A 20,182-nucleotide genomic window follows, 5' to 3' on the forward strand; every position below is an offset into this window, starting at 1 on the left:
ATATCAGACATACATTCTATCGGCTTTCGGCGCTCCTTGCCCTGTTGCTCGGCCTTGCGGCCTGCACGAAGAGCGAGGAGGCAGACTACCGTCTGCCCGAAGGAGAATACCCGGTTGTCATTCGGACCACCGGGCTCTCCGCCGTGGCAACGCCCGCATCGCGCGCCACCGTCGACGGCGACTGGCAGGGCGTGCAGACCGTGGCACTCAAGATGGGCGACGCGGTAAAGGAATACACCGTGGCGGCCTCCGATGCCGACGGCTACAAGAGCGCCACGCTCTCACGCGAGAACGACCCGTTCTGGTGGACGAGCCGCAAACCGATTAGCGTCTCGGCCTGGTGGCCCCTCGATGATGCTGACATCACACGGATGCCTGCCGTCGTGGTGGCCGAAGACCAGAGCACGCTGGACGCGTTCCAGAGAAGCGACTTCATCTCTGCCGAGGAGCAGACGGTTGAATTTGACAACCCGACTCTTGAATTTACCCACCGCACGGCGCGCGTGACCGTCGAGCTGAAGCCCGGCGTCGGCCTCACCGACGTTTCGGGCGCCACGGTGAGCCTCGCGAACCTCTCCACCCTCTACGGCAACCCCGCCACCATCGACACCTACCCCGCGGACGACACCCACGAGGCCCTCGTCCTCCCGCAGTCCGTCACGGCAGGCGAGCCATTCATCGTGGTGGACTTGAACGGCGGCACCTTCAACTTCCGTCCGGAGAAAGAGATCAAGCTGGCGGCGGGCAACCGCTATACCTACATCATCCGTGTGAACACCACCGGACTGACGCTGGTGGGCTGCACCATCGGTGACTGGAGCTACGGCGGCAGCGAGGACGGCACAGCAGAGGAGGACACGGGCTACACCTACGACGCCGCCACCCACACCTACACCGTCCATAATGCCGACGGTCTGCTGGCGTGGAACGAGGCGGCACGGAACGACCTCACGCTGAACTGCACCCTCACCGCCGACATCACCCTGCCCGCGGTGGCCGACGAGAAGAGCAACTGGACACCGGTAGGCTATTATGATAGCGGTGTATCCGTCGGGTACACCGGCACCTTCGACGGCGGCGGCCATACCATCACGGGGCTGACCGTCGACCTCCCGGGTCAATATTATGTGGGCCTGTTCAGCGTGGTTGGCAAAGAAGGCACGGTGCAGCACCTGACGCTTGCAGGGGCGAAAATTAACGGCAACTGGTATGTCGGCGGCGTGGCGGGATACATTGACGGCGGCACCGTCGAAAACTGCCACTTTACCTCGGGCAATGTCACGGGGACGGGCAACTGTGTCGGCGGCGTGGCGGGATACATTGAGGAACGCAGCACCGTCAAAAACTGCCACTTTACCTCGGGTACCGTCTCCGGAAACGACGGTGTCGGCGGCGTGGTGGGATACAACTCCGGCACCCTGACCGACTGCACCGCGTCGGGCACCGTCTCCGGCAATCTATATGTCGGCGGCGTGGTGGGAGAGAACTACGCCGGCATCGTGACCGCCTGCTACTGGCGCAACAACCTCGGAACGGGTATCGGCTACGGCAGCGGCGACGTCACGCAGGTCGACGGCACGGCTGTTACCTGGGAGAATGCCCAGACAGGCATGAACGAAGCCATCGACGCGTGGAACAACAGCCATTCCGGCAACCCGTGCAACTGTCACTACGAGGGCGCCACGGCGACGACCCCGCCGACGCTGGCAACGGCAAACTGATTCCGGATGACCGGGTCGTTCCGCCCGGCCAACCGTGCAAACGCAACAGCCCGTCCACCTTTCGGTGGACGGGCTGTTGCGTTACGGACCGATGCGGGCTGCACCCGGCCGGACTGCGTTGCGGGCTCCGGCCTCTATCCAAGCTTCATCACGTCGTCGATGCCCATGTCGCGGTAAGTCGACTCCAGCTCCTCGCTGCGGTCCGTAATCACGAGGAGCTTGTCGCCCAGCATAAGTTCCGTCTTGCCCTGCGGCACGAAGTATTCGCCGTTGCGGCAGACCATCATCACGAGTGTGTTCTCCGGCAGGGTGATATCCTTGAGCGTATGGCCCCCTTCGAGCATCGTCTCGTTGACCTCGACCTCCGTCAGCGCGGACTTCATGTCCTCGTGCATGTTCACGTCGAAGGCCGACTCCTTCTCCTCGTAGGCCAGCCCCAGCAGGTTGGCCATGCCGCTGACGGTCGTTCCCTGCACGACGAGCGAGATGATTGTCGAGAGGAAGACCACGTTGAAGAGCAGTTCGGCATGTTCGATATTGTCGATAAGCGGATAGATGGCGAAGAGAATCGGCACGGCACCGCGCAGTCCCACCCACGAGACGTAGAGCCGCGCCTTGGCCGTAAAGCGGCGGAAGGGCGCCAAGCAGGCGAAGACCGCCACGGGACGGGCCACGAAAATCATGAACGCCCCGACGGCGCCGCCGAGAATCAGCACCTCGGGCTGGAGCAGTTCGTTGCTGTTGACGAAAAGGCCCAGCGTGAGGAACATGATAATCTGCATGAGCCACGTGAAACCGTCGAAAAAGACCGTCAGCGTGCGTTTCTGCACAATCTTGTGGTTGCCGACGACCAGGCCCGAGAGGTAGACGGCCAGGTAGCCGTTGCCGTGAATCAGGTCCGTGAAGGCGAACGAGAAGAAGATGAAGGCCAGCAGCAGCACCGAATAGAGCGAATGGTTCACCAGCCCGATGCGGTTGATGGTCCACACCGCCAGACGGCCGATCAGGTAGCCCGACAGGGCGCCGACGACCATCTGTACGAGAAAATAGAGCAGGCTCGCGCCCAGCCCCACATGGCTCGAGCCGCTCGACAATACGCCGATGAGCAGCACGGTGAGCATGTAGGCCATCGGGTCGTTCGAACCGCTCTCGAGCTCGAGCAGGGGGCGGAGGTGCTGCTTGAGGCCCGTTTTCTTGCTTCGCAGAATCGAGAAGACCGAGGCCGAATCGGTCGACGACATGGTCGAGGCGAGCAGTAGCGCCAGCGCAAAGGGCATCTCCACGCCGATCCACGGTGCGACGAGCCACACGAAGGCGGCCAGGATGAAGGCCGTCATCATCACTCCGGCCGTAGCCAGCACGATGCCCGGGCCGATTACGGGCCGTATCTCCCCGAAATTCGTATCCATGCCTCCCGTAAAGAGGATGACGCACAGCGCGACCATGCCCAGAAACTGCGTCATGTCGGCCGAGCGGTACGAGATGAAGTCCCAGCCGAAGAGCATGCCGACGCCGAGGAACAGCAGCAGGGCCGGGGCGCCGAAACGGTGGGCCACCTTGCCGGCCAGCACCGCCACAAAGAGGAGCAGCGCGCCTACCAGCACGAAATTTTCACTTGTGATAACCATTCTGTCTTCAATTCTTCCGGTTCCGGGCCTTTCGTCTCCCGGGCACCTGTTCAGGGGGCTCCGTCAGCCCCTCCTCCACGTACCGCCTTCCTGCGCCACGGTCCTCCGCACGGTCCGTCCCTTTGCGGGAATCGGACCCCGGAAGGCCCCGCACGGACCGCAAATTCCCGCAGCAGCCGGATGCCGGGGTCGGCAGCGGCCGGTTCGGGGAGCGATACGATACGGGATGACGCCGCGGCGTCACCGCAGCGCGGCGGATACAACGAATGCAAAGTTAAAAAAATTTCCCGCAAAAATCGCGCAGGAAACGGATTAAATCTGTTCCGGATTGCGGAACCGCCCTCCTCGCGGAGAGCCGGGAACGTGCCGGGCAAACGGACCGGGCAGGAGGGAGAAACGGCGGTGCGGAGCGGCCGACGGATCGACGGGGAGAGAGGAAGGGCCCGGGCGGAGTTTCCGGAGCGGCCAGCGGAGCTTCTGGAGCAACCGGGCGGAGCTTCGGGAGCGGCCGGGCGAAACTTCCGGAGCGGCCGGGCAGAGCTTCGGGAGCGGCCGGGCGGAGCTTCCGAAGCGACTGGGCGAAACGTTCGGAGAGACCGGGTGGAGTTTCCGGAGCGGCCGGGCGAAACATCAGAAGCGACCGGGCGAAACGTTCGGAGAGACCGGATGGAGCTTCCGAAGCGACCGGGCGAAACCTCCGGAGCGACCGGGCGGAGCTTCCGGAGCGGCCGGGCGGAGTTTCCGGAGCAACCGGGCAGAGCTTCCGGAGCGACCGGGCGAAACCTCCGGAGCGACCGGGCGGAGTTTCCGGAGCAACCGGGCAAAACCTCCGGAGCAGCCGGGCGTATCGGCATAGCGGCAGGTGCCGGATAAGGAATCGGCACGGAACCGGGCGGCAGGCGCCGCAACGGGCCTCTGCCGCGCAGGCTACTGCGGGATAATGCAGGCTACTGTGGGATAAAGATGTAGGTGATGGTCCCCTGCTGCCGGGCGGGAGCCGACTGGTCGATGTTGAACAACGAATTGCGGGCGGCCCGCAGCGCCGTCTCGCGCATGCAGTCGTCGCCCCCCTCAACGATTTTCGCCCCGACGACCTTGCCCGCACGGTCCACCGTGATTGAGACCGTCACCTCGCCGCCCCCTTCGCACAGGTAGACCGGCATGTCGAGCCGCCGCGACGTCCGCACGGGATTGACCAGCGAGAACGATACCGTGACGCGCCCCTTGGCCTTGCTGTCGCGGGCCTCGCTGCCCTGCTCGCGGCCGCGGCGCTCCCAGATGGCCCGCTCCTCGGCCAGCCCCAGCTCGTAGGCTTCGCGATTGGCCTGCATGCGCTCGGCCACCTCGGCCGCCGCATCGTTGATCTCCGCGACGTTCGTCCCGCGGTCGTCGCGCAGCTGCTCGTCGAGCAGCGCGTTCTCGTTCGACACGCGGTTGCGGATGCTCCGCCAGTCGACGGTCTGCTGCTGCTCCTGGCGCCGGCGCACCTCCTCCTCGAGGCGGTCGCGCTCCTGCTCGAGCTCGGTCAGGGTCTCCACGTCGATATACATGCCCTGCGTCGAGGCGCGGCGTCCGATGACAATCTTCGACGACACGAAGACAATCATCAGCAGAAGATAGGCTATCAACGTCACGCACAGTCCGATCCGATGTTCGTATGCCCATGTGCCGGCATCCTGCCGCCGGTTGTCGAACGGCAGGTTGAGGCGCGGACGCCGCACGGGTTTCCGCTTCTCGTCGGTCGGGGTCTGTGTCATTGCGGTACGTCGGAATTTTGGGCAAAAGTAGCGTTTTTTACCGAATTTTTGCTAACTTTGCGCGCAAATAAAATAAACACCCTGCTTATGTCAACCAAACAACAAACGCTCAAGGCTCCCATCTCGTTCTCGGGAAAAGGCCTCCATACGGGAGTTAAGGTCACGATGACCGTCAATCCCGCCGAAGCAGGCTTCGGAATCGCATTCCGCCGCACCGACATCGAGGGGCAACCCATAATCCCCGCCAGCTGCGACAACGTGGTCGACACGTCGCGCGGCACGACCATCGAGGCCGGCGGACACCGCGTCTGCACCATCGAACACATCATGTCGGCGCTCTGGACCTCGGGCGTCGACAACGCCCTGATCGACATCGACGCGCAAGAGACCCCCATCATGGACGGGTCGGCCCGCGAATACGCCGCCGCCATCGCCGAGGTCGGCACCGTCGAGCAGGAGGCCGAGCGCAACTACTACCACGTCACCGAAAAGATGGTCTACACGATTCCCGAGAAGGGCGTGGCAATCATCCTCTACCCCGACGACGAGTTCTCCGTCTCGGTACACGTCGACTACAACTCGAAGGTCATCGGCAACCAGTACGCCACGTTCAACCCCGGCGACAACTACACCGACAAAATCGCACCGTGCCGCACGTTCGTCTTCCTGCACGAGCTCGAGCCGCTCATCAAGATGAACCTCATCAAGGGCGGTGACCTGGACAACGCCATCGTCGTCGTGGAAAACCCCATTCCGGAGGAGCAGCTCAACCACCTCAAGCAGATTTTCAACAAGCCCGACATCGAGATCAAGGCCGGCTACCTGAGCAACCTCGAGCTGCGCTGCAACAACGAGCTGGCGCGCCACAAGCTGCTCGACCTGCTGGGCGACTTCGCCCTGCTGGGCGTGCGCATCAAGGGCCGCGTGTGGGCCACGCGTCCGGGCCACTTCGCCAACACGGAGTTCATGAAGCAGCTCAAGCACGCCATCCGCAAGGCCGGTGAGAAGCCCCGCTTCACCTACGACTGCCGCAAACCGGCGCTCTACGACATCAACGCCATCCGCCGCATGCTGCCGCACCGCCCGCCGTTCCTGCTCGTCGACCGCATCTTCCACTGCGACGAGAACTCCGTGGCCGGTATCAAGAACGTCACGATGAACGAGCCCTTCTTCGTGGGACACTTCCCCGAGGAGCCCGTCATGCCGGGCGTGCTGATCGTCGAGGCCATGGCCCAGTGCAGCGGCATCATGGTGCTGCGCAGCGTGCCCGACCCGGAGAACTACTCGACCTATTTCATGAAGATCGACGGCGTGAAGTTCAAGCGCAAGGTCGTGCCGGGCGATACGCTGCAATTCGAAATCCATCTGCTGGAGCCCATCCGCCGCGGCGTGGCACTCGTCGAGGCCAAGGCATTCGTCGGCGAGACGCTCGCCTGCGAGGCCGAGCTGATGGCCCAGATCGTCAAAAACAAAAAATAGAGACGCATGATAAGCAATCTGGCCTATGTCCATCCCGATGCCAAACTCGGGAACAACGTAACGGTAGAGCCCTTCGCCTACATCGCCGGCGACGTCGTGCTGGGTGACGACTGCTGGGTCGGTCCCGGCGCCGTGATCCACGACGGAGCCCGCATCGGCAAGGGATGCCGCATCCACACCGCCGCATCGGTGTCGGGCCTGCCCCAGGACCTGAAGTTCGAGGGCGAGACGACGACCTGCGAGATCGGCGACTACAACGACATCCGCGAGTGCGTCACCATCAGCCGCGGCACCAAGTCGACGGGCACGACGCGCATCGGCTCGCACAACCTGCTGATGGCCTACGTGCACGTGGGACACGACTGCGTGATCGGCAGCCACTGCGTCATCGCCAACCGCGTCTCGCTTGCGGGCGAGGTGCATGTCGGCGACTGGGTGGTCATCGGCGGACACGCCGCCGTACACCAGTGGACGCACATCGGCGAGCATTCGATGGTTCAGGGCGGCGCGCTGCTCACGCAGGACCTCCCGCCCTACGTCATCGTGCGCAACGACACGATGCGCTTCGCCGGCATCAACCGCGTGGGGCTTTCGCGCCGCGGCTTCACGCACGAGCGCATCGCCGAAATCCACGAGGCGTGCCGCATCCTCTTCCAGAGCGGCATGAACTACCTGAACGGCTGCAACGAGGTCGAACAAACGGTGCCGCAGAGCCCCGAGCGCGACAAGCTGCTGCAATTCATCCGCGAGTCGAAGCGCGGCATCATCAAGCCCTACGAATCGCATACGAAAGAGGAATAAATTTTCCGTCCGGATATTGGCATATCGGATTTTTTTTCTATCTTTGCATTGTCGAAAGACGGACGCATCGAGGTAAGGGGACGCAAAGTCCCCTTATTTCGTACAGATACACGACTGAAAACCAAGCCAATGATAGAGACAGACAAGATCATCGAAGCGGCCCGGCGACACCTCGAAGGCACGGACATGTTCGTGGTGGGATGCACGGCGACCCCCGGAAACGACATCGAGCTGACGATCGACAGCGACACGTCGGTGGACATCGACGCCTGCGTGGCGTTGAGCCGCGCCATCGAAGAGCAGTTCGACCGCGACGAGGAGGATTTCTCGCTGACCGTCACGTCGGCAGGCATCGGCTCCGAGCTGCGGTGCCTGCGCCAGCTGCGCAAGACGGTGGGCCGGTCGGTCGAGGTGCTGCTCACCAGCGGCGTGAAGATTCTGGCCAAGCTCGACGCGGCCGACGAAGAGGGCATCACCCTCTCCTACGAGGAGAAGCAGGCCGTCGAGGGCAGGAAGCGCAAGCAGCTGGTGAAGGTCACGCGCAGCTACCGCTACGACGAAATCAAATACACGAAGGAGTACCTCGACTTCAAATAACGCATAAAACCGAAAAAAAGATAAACGACAAGCAATGGAAAATCTCAATCTCATCAGCAACTTTGCCGAGTTCAAGGAGCTGAAGAACATCGACAAATCGACGATGATCGGCGTGCTGGAGGATGTCTTCCGCCACGCGCTGCAGAAACAGTACGAAACCGACGAGAATTTCGACGTCATCATCAACCCCGAGAAGGGCGACCTCGAAATCTGGCGCAACCGCACCGTCGTGGAGGACGGCGCCGTCGAGAACCCCAACATGCAGATCGCCGTATCGGAGGTCAAGGCCATCGACCCGACCTACGAGATCGGCGACGAATATGCCGATGAGATCAAGCTCGCGTCGTTCGGCCGCCGCGCCGTGCTGTCGCTGCGCCAGAACCTCGCCTCGCGCATCCTCGACCTCGAGAAGGCCAACCTCTACGAGAAGTACTCGGACAAGGTCGGCGAGATCGTCACGGGCGAGGTCTACCAGGTGTGGAAGAAGGAGGTGCTGATCCTCGACGACGACGAGAACGAGCTGATTCTCCCGAAGGCCGAGCAGATACCCAACGACTTCTACCGCAAGGGCGACACGATCAAGGCGATTGTCAAGTCCGTGGAGATGAACAACAACCAGCCGCGCATCATTCTCTCGCGCACGGCCAACCAGTTCCTCGAGCGGCTCTTCGAGCAGGAGGTTCCGGAGATTTTCGACGGGCTTATCACCATCAAGAAGATTGTGCGCATCCCGGGCGAGCGCGCGAAGGTGGCCGTCGAGTCCTACGACGAGCGCATCGACCCCGTGGGCGCCTGCGTCGGCATGAAGGGATCGCGCATCTACTCGATTGTCAAGGAGCTGCGCAACGAGAACATCGACGTGGTGAACTACACGGCCAACCCGCAGCTGATGATCCAGCGCACGCTGAACCCCGCGAAGATTTCGTCGATTACCATCGACGAGGAGAAGAAGACCGCTTCGGTCTACCTCAAGCCCGACCAGGTATCGCTGGCCATCGGCAAGGGCGGTCTGAACATCCGCCTCGCGAAGATGCTCACGGGCTACGACATCGACGTCTACCGCGAGGTCGAGGAGGAGGACGTGGCGCTCACCGAATTTGCCGACGAAATCGACGGCTGGATCATCGACGCGCTGAAGGCCGCCGGCTGCGACACGGCGAAGAGCGTGCTGGAGTTGCCCGTCGAGGAGATTGCCGCACGCGCCGACCTGGAGCTGGAGCAGGCGCAGAAGGTTGTCGAAATCCTGAAGGCCGAATTCGAAGAGTAACCGTACAGACAAAAACGAGAACACACAAATATGGGTAACGAAAGAAAATTAAGGCTCATTCAGGTTGCCAAGGAGTTCAACGTGGGACTGAACACCATCACGGACTTCCTGCACAAGAAGGGCATCAAGAGCGACGGGTCGCCCAACACGCTGGTCGACGCCGCCACGTATGCCGTGCTGGAAAAGGAGTTCGGATCGAACCGCAGTGCCGCGGGCGCGCGCAACTCGGTGCGTGAGCGCATCTCCCAGAAGCAGACGACCATCACGCTCGACGAAGCGAGGAAGCACGAGCGCGAGGAGGAGAAGGAGGTTGTCATCAAGAGCAACGTCATCAGCGTCAAGGACGAGATTCCGCAGCCGAAGTTCCTCGGCAAGATCGACCTCTCGCCCAAACCCAAGAAACCCGCCGCAGCGCCGGCCCCCGCCGCCGAGACGCCCCGTTCCGCCGAGAAGAAGCCGGCAGCAGCCCCCGCTGCGCCCGTAACCGCGGCCCCCGCGCCGCAAGAGACGGCGTCGCAGCGCGAGGAGCTGAAGGCGGCCGTCGAGGAGAAGCCCGCCGCTCCGGCACCCAAACCGGAGCCGGAGGTCGTCCGCGAACCGGCACCCGCCGCCGAGACGCTCCGTCCCGCCGCGGAGGCACCCGCCGCACCGCAGCAGCCGGAGGCCCCGAAGGACAACATCTTCCGTCCGACGGTGGCCACGCTCACCGGCCCGCAGGTGCTCGGCACGATGGATGTCTCGGGCTTCGTCCCGGGCGGCAAGCACAAGCGCAAGCGCCTGCAGAAGGAGAAGGTCGACGTCAGCAAGGCCCAGAAGAGCGGCTCGCAGGGCGGCGGCAAGCAGGGCGGACAAGGCGGCCAGGGAGGCCAGAACCGTCCCGGACAGGGCGGCGGACAGAACCGCCCCGGCCAGAACAGCCAGCCCAAGCCGGGTGAAGGACGCCGCAACAAGAACAAGAACAACGCCCCGAAACCGATCGTGCGCCCCGAGGTGAGCGACGAGGAGGTTTCGAAGCAGGTGAAGGACACGCTGGCCCGCCTGACGGCCAAGGGTGCCAAGACCAAGGCGTCGAAATACCGCAAGGAGAAGCGCGAGGCCGTCCACGAGCGGATGAACGAGGAGTTCGAACGCGAGGAACAGGAACGTTCGATCCTCAAGGTCACGGAGTTCGTGACGGTGAGCGAGCTGGCGACGATGATGAACGTCCAGCCCACGGAGGTCATCATGGCCTGCATGAACCTCGGACTGATGGTTTCGATCAACCAGCGTCTCGACGCCGAGGCGCTCGTGGTCGTGGCCGAGGAGTTCGGCTTCAAGGTCGAGTTCGTCTCCGTCGAGATTCAGGAGGCGATCGCCGACGAGGGCGACAAGGAGGAGGACCTCGTACCGCGTCCGCCGATCGTCACGGTCATGGGACACGTCGACCACGGCAAGACGTCGCTGCTGGACAACATCCGCAAGACGAACGTCATCGAGGGCGAGGCCGGCGGCATCACGCAGCACATCGGCGCCTACAGCGTCGAGCTCAACGGTCAGAAGATCACGTTCCTCGATACGCCGGGCCACGAAGCCTTCACGGCCATGCGTGCGCGCGGTGCGAAGATCACGGACGTGGCGATCATCATCGTGGCGGCCGACGACAACGTCATGCCGCAGACCATCGAGGCAATCAACCACGCACAGGCTGCCGGCGTGCCGATGGTCTTCGCGATCAACAAGATCGACAAGCCCAACGCCAACCCCGACCACATCAAGGAGCAGCTCTCGCAGATGAACTACCTCGTCGAGTCGTGGGGCGGCAAGTACCAGGATCAGGAGATTTCGGCCAAGAAGGGCATCAACCTCGACAAGCTGCTCGAGAAGGTGCTGCTCGAGGCCGAGATGCTCGACCTGAAGGCCAACCCGAACAAGAAGGCCGTGGGCACGGTCATCGAGTCGACGCTCGACAAGGGCCGCGGCTACGTCTCGACGATCCTCGTGCAGAGCGGTACGCTGCATATCGGCGACGTGGTGCTCTCGGGCACCTACACGGGCCGCGTGAAGGCGATGTTCAACGAGAACGGCAAGAAGGTCACCGAAGCAGGCCCCTCGACACCCGTGCAGGTGCTGGGTCTGAACGGCGCTCCGCAGGCCGGCGATACGTTCAATGTCATGGACGACGACCGCTCGGCGCGCGAAATCGCCAACAAGCGCGAGCAGCTGCAGCGCATGCAGGGCATCATGACGCAGAAGCACGTGACGCTCGACGAGATCGGACGCCGCATCGCCATCGGCTCGTTCAAGGAGCTGAACATCATCGTCAAGGGCGACGTCGACGGATCGATCGAGGCCATGTCGGGCTCGCTCATCAAACTCTCGAAGGAGAGCGTGCAGGTCAACGTCATCCACGCGGCCGTGGGTCAGATTTCGGAGTCCGACGTGCTGCTGGCCGCCGCCTCGAACGCCATCATCGTGGGCTTCCAGGTGCGTCCTTCGGCTTCGGCCCGCAAGCTCGCCGAGAAGGAGGAGATCGAAATCCGCCTCTACTCGATCATCTACGATGCGATCAACGACATCAAGGATGCCATCGAGGGCATGCTCGAGCCGGTGATGAAGGAGGAGATCGTCGCGTCGGTCGAGGTGATGGAGATCTTCAAGATTTCGAAGGTCGGCACGGTGGCCGGATGTATCGTCCGCGAAGGACGTCTCACGCGCACGACGCCGATCCGCGTCATCCGCGACGGTATCGTCATCTACACGGGCCGTCTGGGCTCGCTCAAGCGCTTCAAGGACGATGTCAAGGAGGTGACGGTCGGTCAGGACTGCGGTCTGAACATCGAGTCGTTCAACGACGTGCGCGTCGGCGATATCGTCGAAGGATACGAACAGGTCGAAGTAAAACGCAAATAAGTATCAACTAACCCTATAAACTAAACTACACGGTATGTTAACTCCCATTCACTTTACCACGCCGGAGGAGGCCGTCAAGGTCATCAAGTCGGGCGATCACGTGCATTTGAGTTCGGTTGCATCGGCACCGCAATGCCTCATCAACGCCATGTGCGCCCGCGGCGAGGCCGGCGAGCTGAAGAACGTCCACATCCACCACCTGCACACGGAGGGTCCGGCACCCTATGCCGATCCGAAGTTCGAGGGTATTTTCCAGCTCGATTCGTTCTTCGTGGGCGGCAACGTCCGCAAGGTGACCCAGAGCGGCTATGCCGACTACATTCCGGTCTTCCTGAGCGAGACGCAGCGTCTGTACCGCTGCGGCGCCGTGCCGTGCAACGTGGCGATGATCCAGGTCTGCCCGCCCGACAAGCACGGATACGTTTCGCTGGGCACGTCGGTCGACGCCACGCTGGCGGCCGTCGAGTGCGCCGACCACGTCATCGCCGTGGTGAACAAGCACGTACCGCGCGCCTTCGGTCAGGCCATGATCCCGATGTCGAAGATCGACACCTTCGTGCAGGACGACACGCCGCTCATGGAGGCCCATTTCTCCGAGCCGAACGAGGTGGAGACGGCCATCGGCAAGCACTGCGCCGCGCTGATCGAGGACGGCGCCACGCTGCAGATGGGCATCGGCGCCATTCCGAACGCCGTGCTGTCGCAGCTGGGCGGCCACAAGAACCTGGGTATCCACACCGAGATGTTCGCCGACGGCGTGCTTCCGCTCGTCGAGAAGGGCGTCATCAACGGCGAGGCCAAGAAGACCGACCCGGGCAAGATGGTTTCGACGTTCCTGATGGGTTCGCAGCGCGTCTACGACTTCATCGACGACAACCCGGGCGTGCTGATGATGGACGTGGGCTACACGAACGACCCCTACGTGATCGCGAAGAACGACCGCATGACGGCCATCAACTCGGCCCTGCAGGTGGACCTCACGGGTCAGGTGTGCGCCGACTCGCTGGGTACGAAGTTCTGGTCGGGCGTCGGCGGTCAGATCGACTTCGTCTACGGCGCTTCGCTCTCGAAGGGCGGCAAGGCGATCATCGCCATGCCTTCGATCACGAACAAGGGCGTCTCGAAGATCTGCCCGACGCTGCTCGACGGCGCAGGTGTCGTCACGACGCGCAACCACATCCACTGGTTCGTCACCGAGTTCGGTGCCGTGGACCTCTACGGCAAGACGATGCAGGAGCGCGCGCGGCTGCTGATCTCGATTGCGCACCCGTCGGCTCAGGAGGAGCTCGACCGTGCGGCATTCGAGCGCTGGGGATCGCACCACCACTACATCAAGAGCTACATGGGCAAGTAACTGTTTCCGTGCAGTACATGAAGACGCCTTCCTGCGGATGCAGGAAGGCGTCTTTTGCATGGAGGCATTCGGTCCGGACAGGCTTGTACCCGGAGTCGGACCGGAAGACAAAAAAGCGGACGAAACCGCATATTGGTTCCGTCCGCCGCCAAAAAGCAACCAATCTGTCACGGCGCAGCGGCACCGCGGCAGGCCATCAGCCATCCGAAAAATTCTGTCGTTTCATCGAAGTTGTCCGCTCACCCCCTCTCCTCCGATTCACATCAGGACAACAATAAAACCGGCAAAGAATTTTTCACTCGGACAAGCTGTCATGCATTCAGATCAGTCCGGTCAGTCGATTCGTTTATAATACTCCTTGTCCGTACAGGTTCTGCCGTTGTCACCCCTGTAGTCATAAGCAAGGATCAGTTCGGTGGAGGTCAGTTTCTCAATACGATAGACTATCCGATCATAATTATCACTAATATCCAATAGGATAAGCCTATTTGATTCGACCGAATAGAGATAGTCCCGCGTAGAGAAATCGCCATAATATTCTTGCCTGATTTTCTTCATAATTCCATCTGCCTGGAATTTCTTTATCAAAACAAAACCATATTCCTCACCCCACTCTTCATCCCAATAATCATCCTCTCCGTCGTAATCTTTGGTCAATTCCCAAGTTCCAATTAGTTTGGAAGCATCGATCGAGGCTTGGTCATCCTTCGAGCAGCCGCTCCAGACGAGCGGGACCATGCAAAATAGAAAAGCAAAAAAACGTTTCATCTCCTTGTGCAAATCAGAATTTCAGACCTACCTTGACGAAAAATGAATTGATCGAGGCCTTCTCGTCGTCGGTGCTGCCGTCATAGGTTTCGGAAAACTTCATCGACTGATGCTGAAGGCCGAACCCGAAATTAAACTGCCGGTAGTTGAATCCGATGCCGTACTCGCCGTAAAATCCGCCCTTGAGCCGGGTTTTCCAGGATACATCGTAGTCACTGCCGGAATCACCATAGGACGACGTGGCGCAAATGCTGCTGCCGAGGCTGACCGAGATGTAGGGCGCGAACTCCTCCGTCACGGGATAATACCCCTTCAGATTGAGGAATACGGGAATCATCAGCGTCTCCCAGTTCGGAGTATCATCGTATTCGGGGTCCATCTTGCCGTAGGCATACTGCACGCCGACACCCAGGCCGACAAATCCGTACTGCGTGATCCGCACGCCGTGAACGGTCGAGATGAACGGACGCGAGTAGTTGGTCTTCTCGGTATCGCCGCCATCCTCCCACGTAAGCTTGCCGCTGGTGGCAAAGCCGACATTGAGCTCTCCCTGGTACCAGATATCCACGGAATGCGTGCTGGTTTTGTAGGTTTTTTCGCGATTTACGCGCGTAACCGTCGTCTTCTGTGCAAACGTTGCGACAGGAATGGCACACAGGAGTGCAAGAAGCAGAATACATGTTTTTTTCATGGTACAAAAGTTTTGATGGTGAATAAATGATTGTTGAAAAAGTCGCTACTTTGTCCGACTGACGGTCTCTTCGACATGGATCAGTGCATCTTCGTTTCCGATCTGTCCCTCCTTGAACAGCTCCTTGATCCAGCCGTCGCTGCGCGTGCCTTCGCGGAATCCCGTATAGACCGCGGGGAAACCGACCATCTCGACGATCATCACATACTTGCCGTCCCGCTCCACGGGCTCCTCGACCTGCACGGGGTTGCCGTCGACGTCGGTTGTCTGCACCGCATGCATTTTGTGCCGGATATTGAACTGCGGAAGCACGATCAGATCGGCGTTCGTCTCACGACAGAAATCATACGTAGCCTGGGCCTTCAGCAGATTCACGTCGATGGCTGCCACCTGCTTGCCGTCCATCAGCTTGCCGACGAGGTATTCGTTTCCGGACAGTCCCGACGGAACGTCCGTCCGGGCCGAACCGGTAAAGGTCGCCTTTTCATACGTTTTTCCGTCATTGTTTTTGGAAAGCACCTTGACGGAGGCGACCAGCGGCGTTACGAGCATTTCATGGCCCACTTCGAGACTGAAGGCCTCGGTATGTTCGAAGGTCTCCTGCACACCGGCCAAACGGGTCGTTGTTATGGTCTTCGACGTACCGCGTTGAGCAAACGAGTAACTGCACGAAAACAGCGCGATACCCGCAAGCACGAAAGAAACTGTGAGTTTCCTCATAATACAAAGAATTAGGGTACACCCCGACTCCTGTGATGCGATTACAACAAAAAGAAAGTGTGGAACTGCAATATCTGATATCAGGTAAGTCGAATAAAGGCCAAAATGAAAAAAAGAGCTAAACAAGTGCAAATATAACCGTTGATATACTGCATTTTATGTGGTATCAAATTCGGGAATGACTTTTTAATTTGTCTTAATTCGTTGCAAGTTTCCTCGGGATATATGGGAACATATTCGGGAATTTATTTACCTTTGTCATGTAATCAAAAAGGTATAGCAAATGAAAATTTCCGTCTATCTGAAAAAATGTTCCGCGACCACTTCAAACATCTGCTTCCGGGTACGGGAGAAGAACGTGGATATCAAAGTGGTTTCACCCATCGTGGTCCATGACAAGTATTGGGATGCCGATACCTTATGTTACAGGCGAACGACTGCCGTGACGGCCATTGAACAGAAGCGGGTGCCCGAACAGATCGCTGCCATCATCGAGAGAGCGGAAAAGACCTTCTCGGAGAAGGCTGACGGCAAATGGATGAAACAGGTCATCGAGGATGTCCTGCATCCCACGCGAGCTTTTGAGCGTGATCACCCGAACCTGCTCCACCGCATCCACGAGTACCTGGAAAAATATGACGGTGCGGAAAGAACCAAGGAGCACATCGTCCGCTTCGAGCGAACGATGACCAGGTATCACGAGTACCGGCGTGAATTATTGAGCGATACAGACTTCACTCTCTTCGTTGAAACTGTCACCCTGGGGCAGATGAACGACTTCAGGGAGTACGTCGCCAACGAGTACTTGCTCCGCCAGGAGTATCCTGACTTTTATATTCCCCGTATGCTCATCAACCACAAGCCCAAGCCTCTCTCCAACACGACCGTCATCAATATCATGAACCTTTTCTGCACGTTCCTGCACTGGTGCAAGAGAATGAAGTATTCCGACAACGAAGTCTATGCTGTCTATGGATGCAAGGAGCCGACCTACGGCGACCCGTTCTACCTCACATCGGAAGAGAGGAATGTCCTGTACGACGCGGACCTGAGCGACTGCCCGAAACTGGCTGTCATCCGGGACATTTTCGTGTTCCACTGCTATGTCGGTTGCCGTGTCGGTGATCTCTACAGGATGACCAAGGAGAACATCAAGGACGGTTTTCTGGAGTATATGCCTCAAAAGACCAAGAAGTGTCAGGCGAAAACCATCAGGGTCCCATTGCATGAAATGGCGGTCAGAATACTGGAACGCTATAGCGGGAATACCGGCAAGCTACTTCCCTTCAAGCCCATCAACACTTACAATCTGGGTATACGGGAACTGCTGAAACATTGTGGCATCAACCGCGTGGTAACCATTCTTGACACGCACGGCTACAATACCGTGCAGAAACCCTTGTACGAGGTGGCCAGCAGCCACACGGCACGCAAGACTTTTGTAGGTAACCTGTACAGGCAGGTTCCGGACCCCAACCTGATTGCCTCCATGTCAGGCCACGTGGAAGGCAGCAGGGCCTTCCGGCGTTACCGGACGATAGATGATGACATGAAACGAAAACTTGTGGAAATGATAAACTGAGGAGGATATATACATGAAAGTAACAGCATTTATCAGAAAAACATCGGCGAAAAACAACGTGACGGATCTTGCCCGGGTCTATTTCCGTGTCCGGGATATCGGTGGTGTGGACATAAAGGCCGCGAGCGAGCTGTCCATCAACCCGAACCATTGGAGTCCGGAGAGACAAGGCTACAAACCACGTGTGGCTCTTGTCTCGGAAGAGAAGAAGAACGCTTTCGACAGGGATATCCAGCAAATTACCCACCTGATCACCAGGGAATACAGCCGTGGAGTTGACGGAAACTGGCTCAAGGGACTGATAGAAGAATACCATCACCCCAACATCAATGCAAGGGGCGGCAACAAAGCAGAGGAATACCTGTTGTCATACCAGATACAAAAATATGTTGACGAGACCCCACTCGCGTTCGAGAGCCGGAAACATCATCTTGACAATCTCAACAAGGTACTCCGTTACGAGCGTTTCCGCCATGAGGTCATGCACCAGAGGGGCTTCCATCTTTGCATTGACTCCATCACGGCAGATGACATAAGGGATTTCAAATTCTGGCTGCAGGAGGAGCACAAGTACGTTGACATGTATCCCGTGTTTTACCAGAACGAGGTCCGCCGTAATGTCGAGCAGGTACGTTCCGAGAACAGCATGTCGGGAAGCCTGTATCGCATACGCACCGTCGTCAAATGGTGCATCAAGCGTGGCCTTACACGAAATAATCCTTTCGACCAGTACCAGATCGCGCAGCCCATGTACGGAGACCCGTTCTACCTGACACTTGAAGAACGTGACAAGGTATATTATGCCGACTTAAGCGGCATGGGTGCCAGCTATCCGGTCTATCGTGACATCTTCATGTTCCAGTGCCTGATCGGTTGCCGTGTCAGTGACCTGAACAGGCTGACCAAGGCGAATATCGTGGACGGTTGCGTGGAGTACATCCCCCAGAAGACCAAGCTGGAGCACGCGGGCACGGTACGGGTCCCTCTTAACCAAAAGGCCTTGGATATACTGGAAAGGTACAAGGACCTGGAAGAAGCGCTGCTCCCGAGATTCTCGCATTTCGGCTACAACAAGAAAATAAAGGAGATTCTCAAATACGTGGGAATCGACCGTATGGTCAGGGTGCTCGACCCGAAGACGCGCGAGGATGTGGCAAGACCATTGTACGAGGTGGCCACCACCCACACGGCGAGGAAGACCTTCATCGGGAACCTGTACAAGCAGGTCAAGGACCCGAACCTGATTGCCTCCATGTCCGGGCACTCTGAAGGTAGCCGTGCCTTTGCCCGGTACCGCAAGATAGACGATGAAATGAAGAAAGAGCTGGTAAACCTTCTGGACTGACCGTTCTTTTTTTCACATATCCTTTTACATTCACCGATAATGCAATATGAATATGGACGAGCAGAAGTTGACATACGAACAATTCAAGGAGGATATTCTCCAGTGGAAGAACACGCACCGTGAAGAATACAATCGCTTCTCGCGCCTGATGACAAACGGTGACGAGAGGCAGTATCTTGCCATCTGCAAAGCCATATTCAGGCAGCTCCCCGGTATCAGGCGGGAATGGGAATTGTCCTGGAACGATGACAGTACGGATGGCCTTGCAAATATAAACATGCAGTTCGCGGAGAACGCGGTACCCGGGCAGATCGTGGATCTGTACAGGAAACAGAGGGAGGAAAACAATCCTCTGCCCGACAACGTTCCGCCGGTCACATTCTGGGGCAGGATAAAATCCTTTTTTAGCGGCAAATCTTCCAAGCCGGGTGTCACCCTTTCGGCACCGCTCGTGTTGAGCTGGCTGTATTACGGAAAGAGCTTTGAGGCGATGGTTTCCATGATAGAGAAACAGATGAAGAACCCGAAAGCTGACAATGCAGACAGGCTGGGTTGTTCCCTTGTCGTCAAGCAGATAATAAACGTATCCATCAGGAACAGTTTCCGAACCCGGGCAGACTGGGACAGGTATTTTGCCATGAACAGCGCCATTGAAAAAGGCCATGTCGGCGAATGGGCCTTGCAGACCATCACGGCTGACATGGAAACCGATGAAGAAAGCAGGGATACGATTACAACCCGGACCGAAGACAGCGTCAGGGGACCTGTTGTACAACGCGTGGCCGGAAAGAAAAAAATCCAGGAACGGCCACTCGCCGATTATCTTGATCACGAGAACAAGGAAGTTGTATTACATCATATCCGCGACTTTATTTCCGTCAATACAAGTGCCATTCATCAGGCATTACCGTTCTATGTATTGAAGGAGCTCGGTCTGGTTGCCGGTATGCATACAGCCAAGGAGTACAGCATGGGGCTGACATTGCAGTTCACGGATTTGCCGTCATTGAAAAGCGAGAGCGCCATACGGCAGTCGGTCGGGTTCCTGAGAACGGCAAAACATGTGATCAAGGACGGCAAAGACCAGATGGCACCCCTGATAGAGAGTGACGAGAACCGGGAACTGTTCCAGAAATTGGCACAGGCTATCAGTAATATCCCAGGTACAGGCACGATGGCCATTGCAGAGAAATAAGGCCAATTATAACCTTTTCACGTTGTCACACGGATTTATATTGTCATGACAATTTAAGACAAATCATTATATATCAACCACTTTCAATTTACACATACATTTGCACCGTCAATCCTTTCCCGAGGGCTGGCGGTGCTTCTCTTTTATAAGCCATCGGAAGCGGGGCACCAGGGAACTTTTGAAGATGGTCATCACAAACTTCAAAACTGATATTTATGATTACCATAGAGAGTCTGGTCGAGCAAGGAGCGAACGTGAAACTGGAAGTTACTCCCGCTGACCTTAAAATGTTCGCTGAATCCATCGTGCAGCGTACCATCATGGCGCAACAGGAAGAACAGAGAGCCGCGATACTGCGTGAAGCGGAGGAGACTTATCTCAATACAAA

15 protein-coding genes are annotated in these 20,182 nt (G+C 58.7%); 10 read left to right on the plus strand and 5 right to left on the minus strand.

Annotated features, from left to right (window positions below):
- Positions 1-2 precede the first annotated feature (2 nt).
- Positions 3-1,721 (plus strand): fimbrillin family protein, encoded by a 1,719-nt coding sequence (locus tag Q1Y33_RS02560; RefSeq protein ID WP_300797987.1) that lies wholly within the window; start codon positions 3-5, stop codon positions 1,719-1,721.
- Between the two features lie 134 nt (positions 1,722-1,855).
- Here Q1Y33_RS02560 and Q1Y33_RS02565 read toward each other — a convergent pair whose 3' ends face one another.
- Positions 1,856-3,349: a potassium/proton antiporter gene (locus tag Q1Y33_RS02565; RefSeq protein ID WP_300797950.1), complete on the minus strand. Its 1,494-nt coding sequence runs from the start codon at positions 3,347-3,349 to the stop codon at positions 1,856-1,858.
- Positions 3,350-4,296: 947 nt separating this feature from the next.
- Positions 4,297-5,106: a TonB family protein gene (locus tag Q1Y33_RS02570; RefSeq protein WP_300797951.1), complete on the minus strand. Its 810-nt coding sequence runs from the start codon at positions 5,104-5,106 to the stop codon at positions 4,297-4,299.
- 87 nt (positions 5,107-5,193) lie between these two features.
- On the opposite strand from Q1Y33_RS02570, the gene Q1Y33_RS02575 reads away from it, so the two are divergent.
- The 6 genes from Q1Y33_RS02575 (at position 5,194) to Q1Y33_RS02600 (ending at position 13,493) form a co-directional block, all read left to right on the plus strand.
- On the plus strand, positions 5,194-6,585 hold the full coding sequence (locus tag Q1Y33_RS02575) for a bifunctional UDP-3-O-[3-hydroxymyristoyl] N-acetylglucosamine deacetylase/3-hydroxyacyl-ACP dehydratase (RefSeq protein WP_300797953.1): 1,392 nt from the start codon (positions 5,194-5,196) through the stop codon (positions 6,583-6,585).
- 6 nt (positions 6,586-6,591) lie between these two features.
- A complete protein-coding gene (gene lpxA / locus Q1Y33_RS02580; RefSeq protein ID WP_300797955.1) occupies positions 6,592-7,386 on the plus strand; it encodes an acyl-ACP--UDP-N-acetylglucosamine O-acyltransferase in 795 nt (264 codons plus the stop codon).
- A 129-nt stretch (positions 7,387-7,515) separates the two neighbouring features.
- Positions 7,516-7,983: a ribosome assembly cofactor RimP gene (rimP, locus tag Q1Y33_RS02585; protein WP_300797957.1), complete on the plus strand. Its 468-nt coding sequence runs from the start codon at positions 7,516-7,518 to the stop codon at positions 7,981-7,983.
- A gap of 34 nt (positions 7,984-8,017) precedes the next feature.
- Positions 8,018-9,250: a transcription termination factor NusA gene (gene nusA, locus Q1Y33_RS02590; RefSeq protein WP_300797959.1), complete on the plus strand. Its 1,233-nt coding sequence runs from the start codon at positions 8,018-8,020 to the stop codon at positions 9,248-9,250.
- A gap of 30 nt (positions 9,251-9,280) precedes the next feature.
- Positions 9,281-12,139: a translation initiation factor IF-2 gene (gene infB / locus Q1Y33_RS02595; protein WP_300797960.1), complete on the plus strand. Its 2,859-nt coding sequence runs from the start codon at positions 9,281-9,283 to the stop codon at positions 12,137-12,139.
- Between the two features lie 34 nt (positions 12,140-12,173).
- On the plus strand, positions 12,174-13,493 hold the full coding sequence (locus tag Q1Y33_RS02600; RefSeq protein WP_300797961.1) for an acetyl-CoA hydrolase/transferase C-terminal domain-containing protein: 1,320 nt from the start codon (positions 12,174-12,176) through the stop codon (positions 13,491-13,493).
- A 333-nt stretch (positions 13,494-13,826) separates the two neighbouring features.
- Here the strand turns inward: Q1Y33_RS02600 and Q1Y33_RS02605 are convergent, their stop codons facing one another.
- From Q1Y33_RS02605 to Q1Y33_RS02615, 3 genes are all read right to left on the minus strand, one after another.
- Entirely contained in the window at positions 13,827-14,261 is a 435-nt protein-coding gene (locus tag Q1Y33_RS02605) for a hypothetical protein (protein ID WP_300797963.1), read from the minus strand.
- Between the two features lie 13 nt (positions 14,262-14,274).
- Positions 14,275-14,829 carry a hypothetical protein gene (locus tag Q1Y33_RS02610; protein WP_300797965.1) on the minus strand — a complete coding sequence of 185 codons (555 nt, stop codon included), beginning with the start codon at positions 14,827-14,829 and terminating at the stop codon, positions 14,275-14,277.
- A 168-nt stretch (positions 14,830-14,997) separates the two neighbouring features.
- Positions 14,998-15,672 (minus strand): hypothetical protein, encoded by a 675-nt coding sequence (locus Q1Y33_RS02615; protein ID WP_300797968.1) that lies wholly within the window; start codon positions 15,670-15,672, stop codon positions 14,998-15,000.
- Positions 15,673-15,955: 283 nt separating this feature from the next.
- Here Q1Y33_RS02615 and Q1Y33_RS02620 point away from each other — a divergent pair, with 283 nt between their 5' ends.
- The 3 genes from Q1Y33_RS02620 to Q1Y33_RS02630 are packed head-to-tail and all read left to right on the plus strand — an operon-like array spanning position 15,956 to position 19,794.
- Positions 15,956-17,254, plus strand: a complete 1,299-nt coding sequence (locus Q1Y33_RS02620) for a site-specific integrase (RefSeq protein ID WP_300797970.1) — start codon at positions 15,956-15,958, stop codon at positions 17,252-17,254.
- Between the two features lie 13 nt (positions 17,255-17,267).
- Positions 17,268-18,599: a tyrosine-type recombinase/integrase gene (locus Q1Y33_RS02625; RefSeq protein ID WP_178243228.1), complete on the plus strand. Its 1,332-nt coding sequence runs from the start codon at positions 17,268-17,270 to the stop codon at positions 18,597-18,599.
- A gap of 46 nt (positions 18,600-18,645) precedes the next feature.
- A complete protein-coding gene (locus Q1Y33_RS02630; protein ID WP_300797972.1) occupies positions 18,646-19,794 on the plus strand; it encodes a DUF6043 family protein in 1,149 nt (382 codons plus the stop codon).
- Positions 19,795-20,182: the final 388 nt, after the last annotated feature.

Origin of the sequence: uncultured Alistipes sp. (assembly GCF_949296715.1) — a bacterium.
GTDB lineage: Bacteria > Bacteroidota > Bacteroidia > Bacteroidales > Rikenellaceae > Alistipes.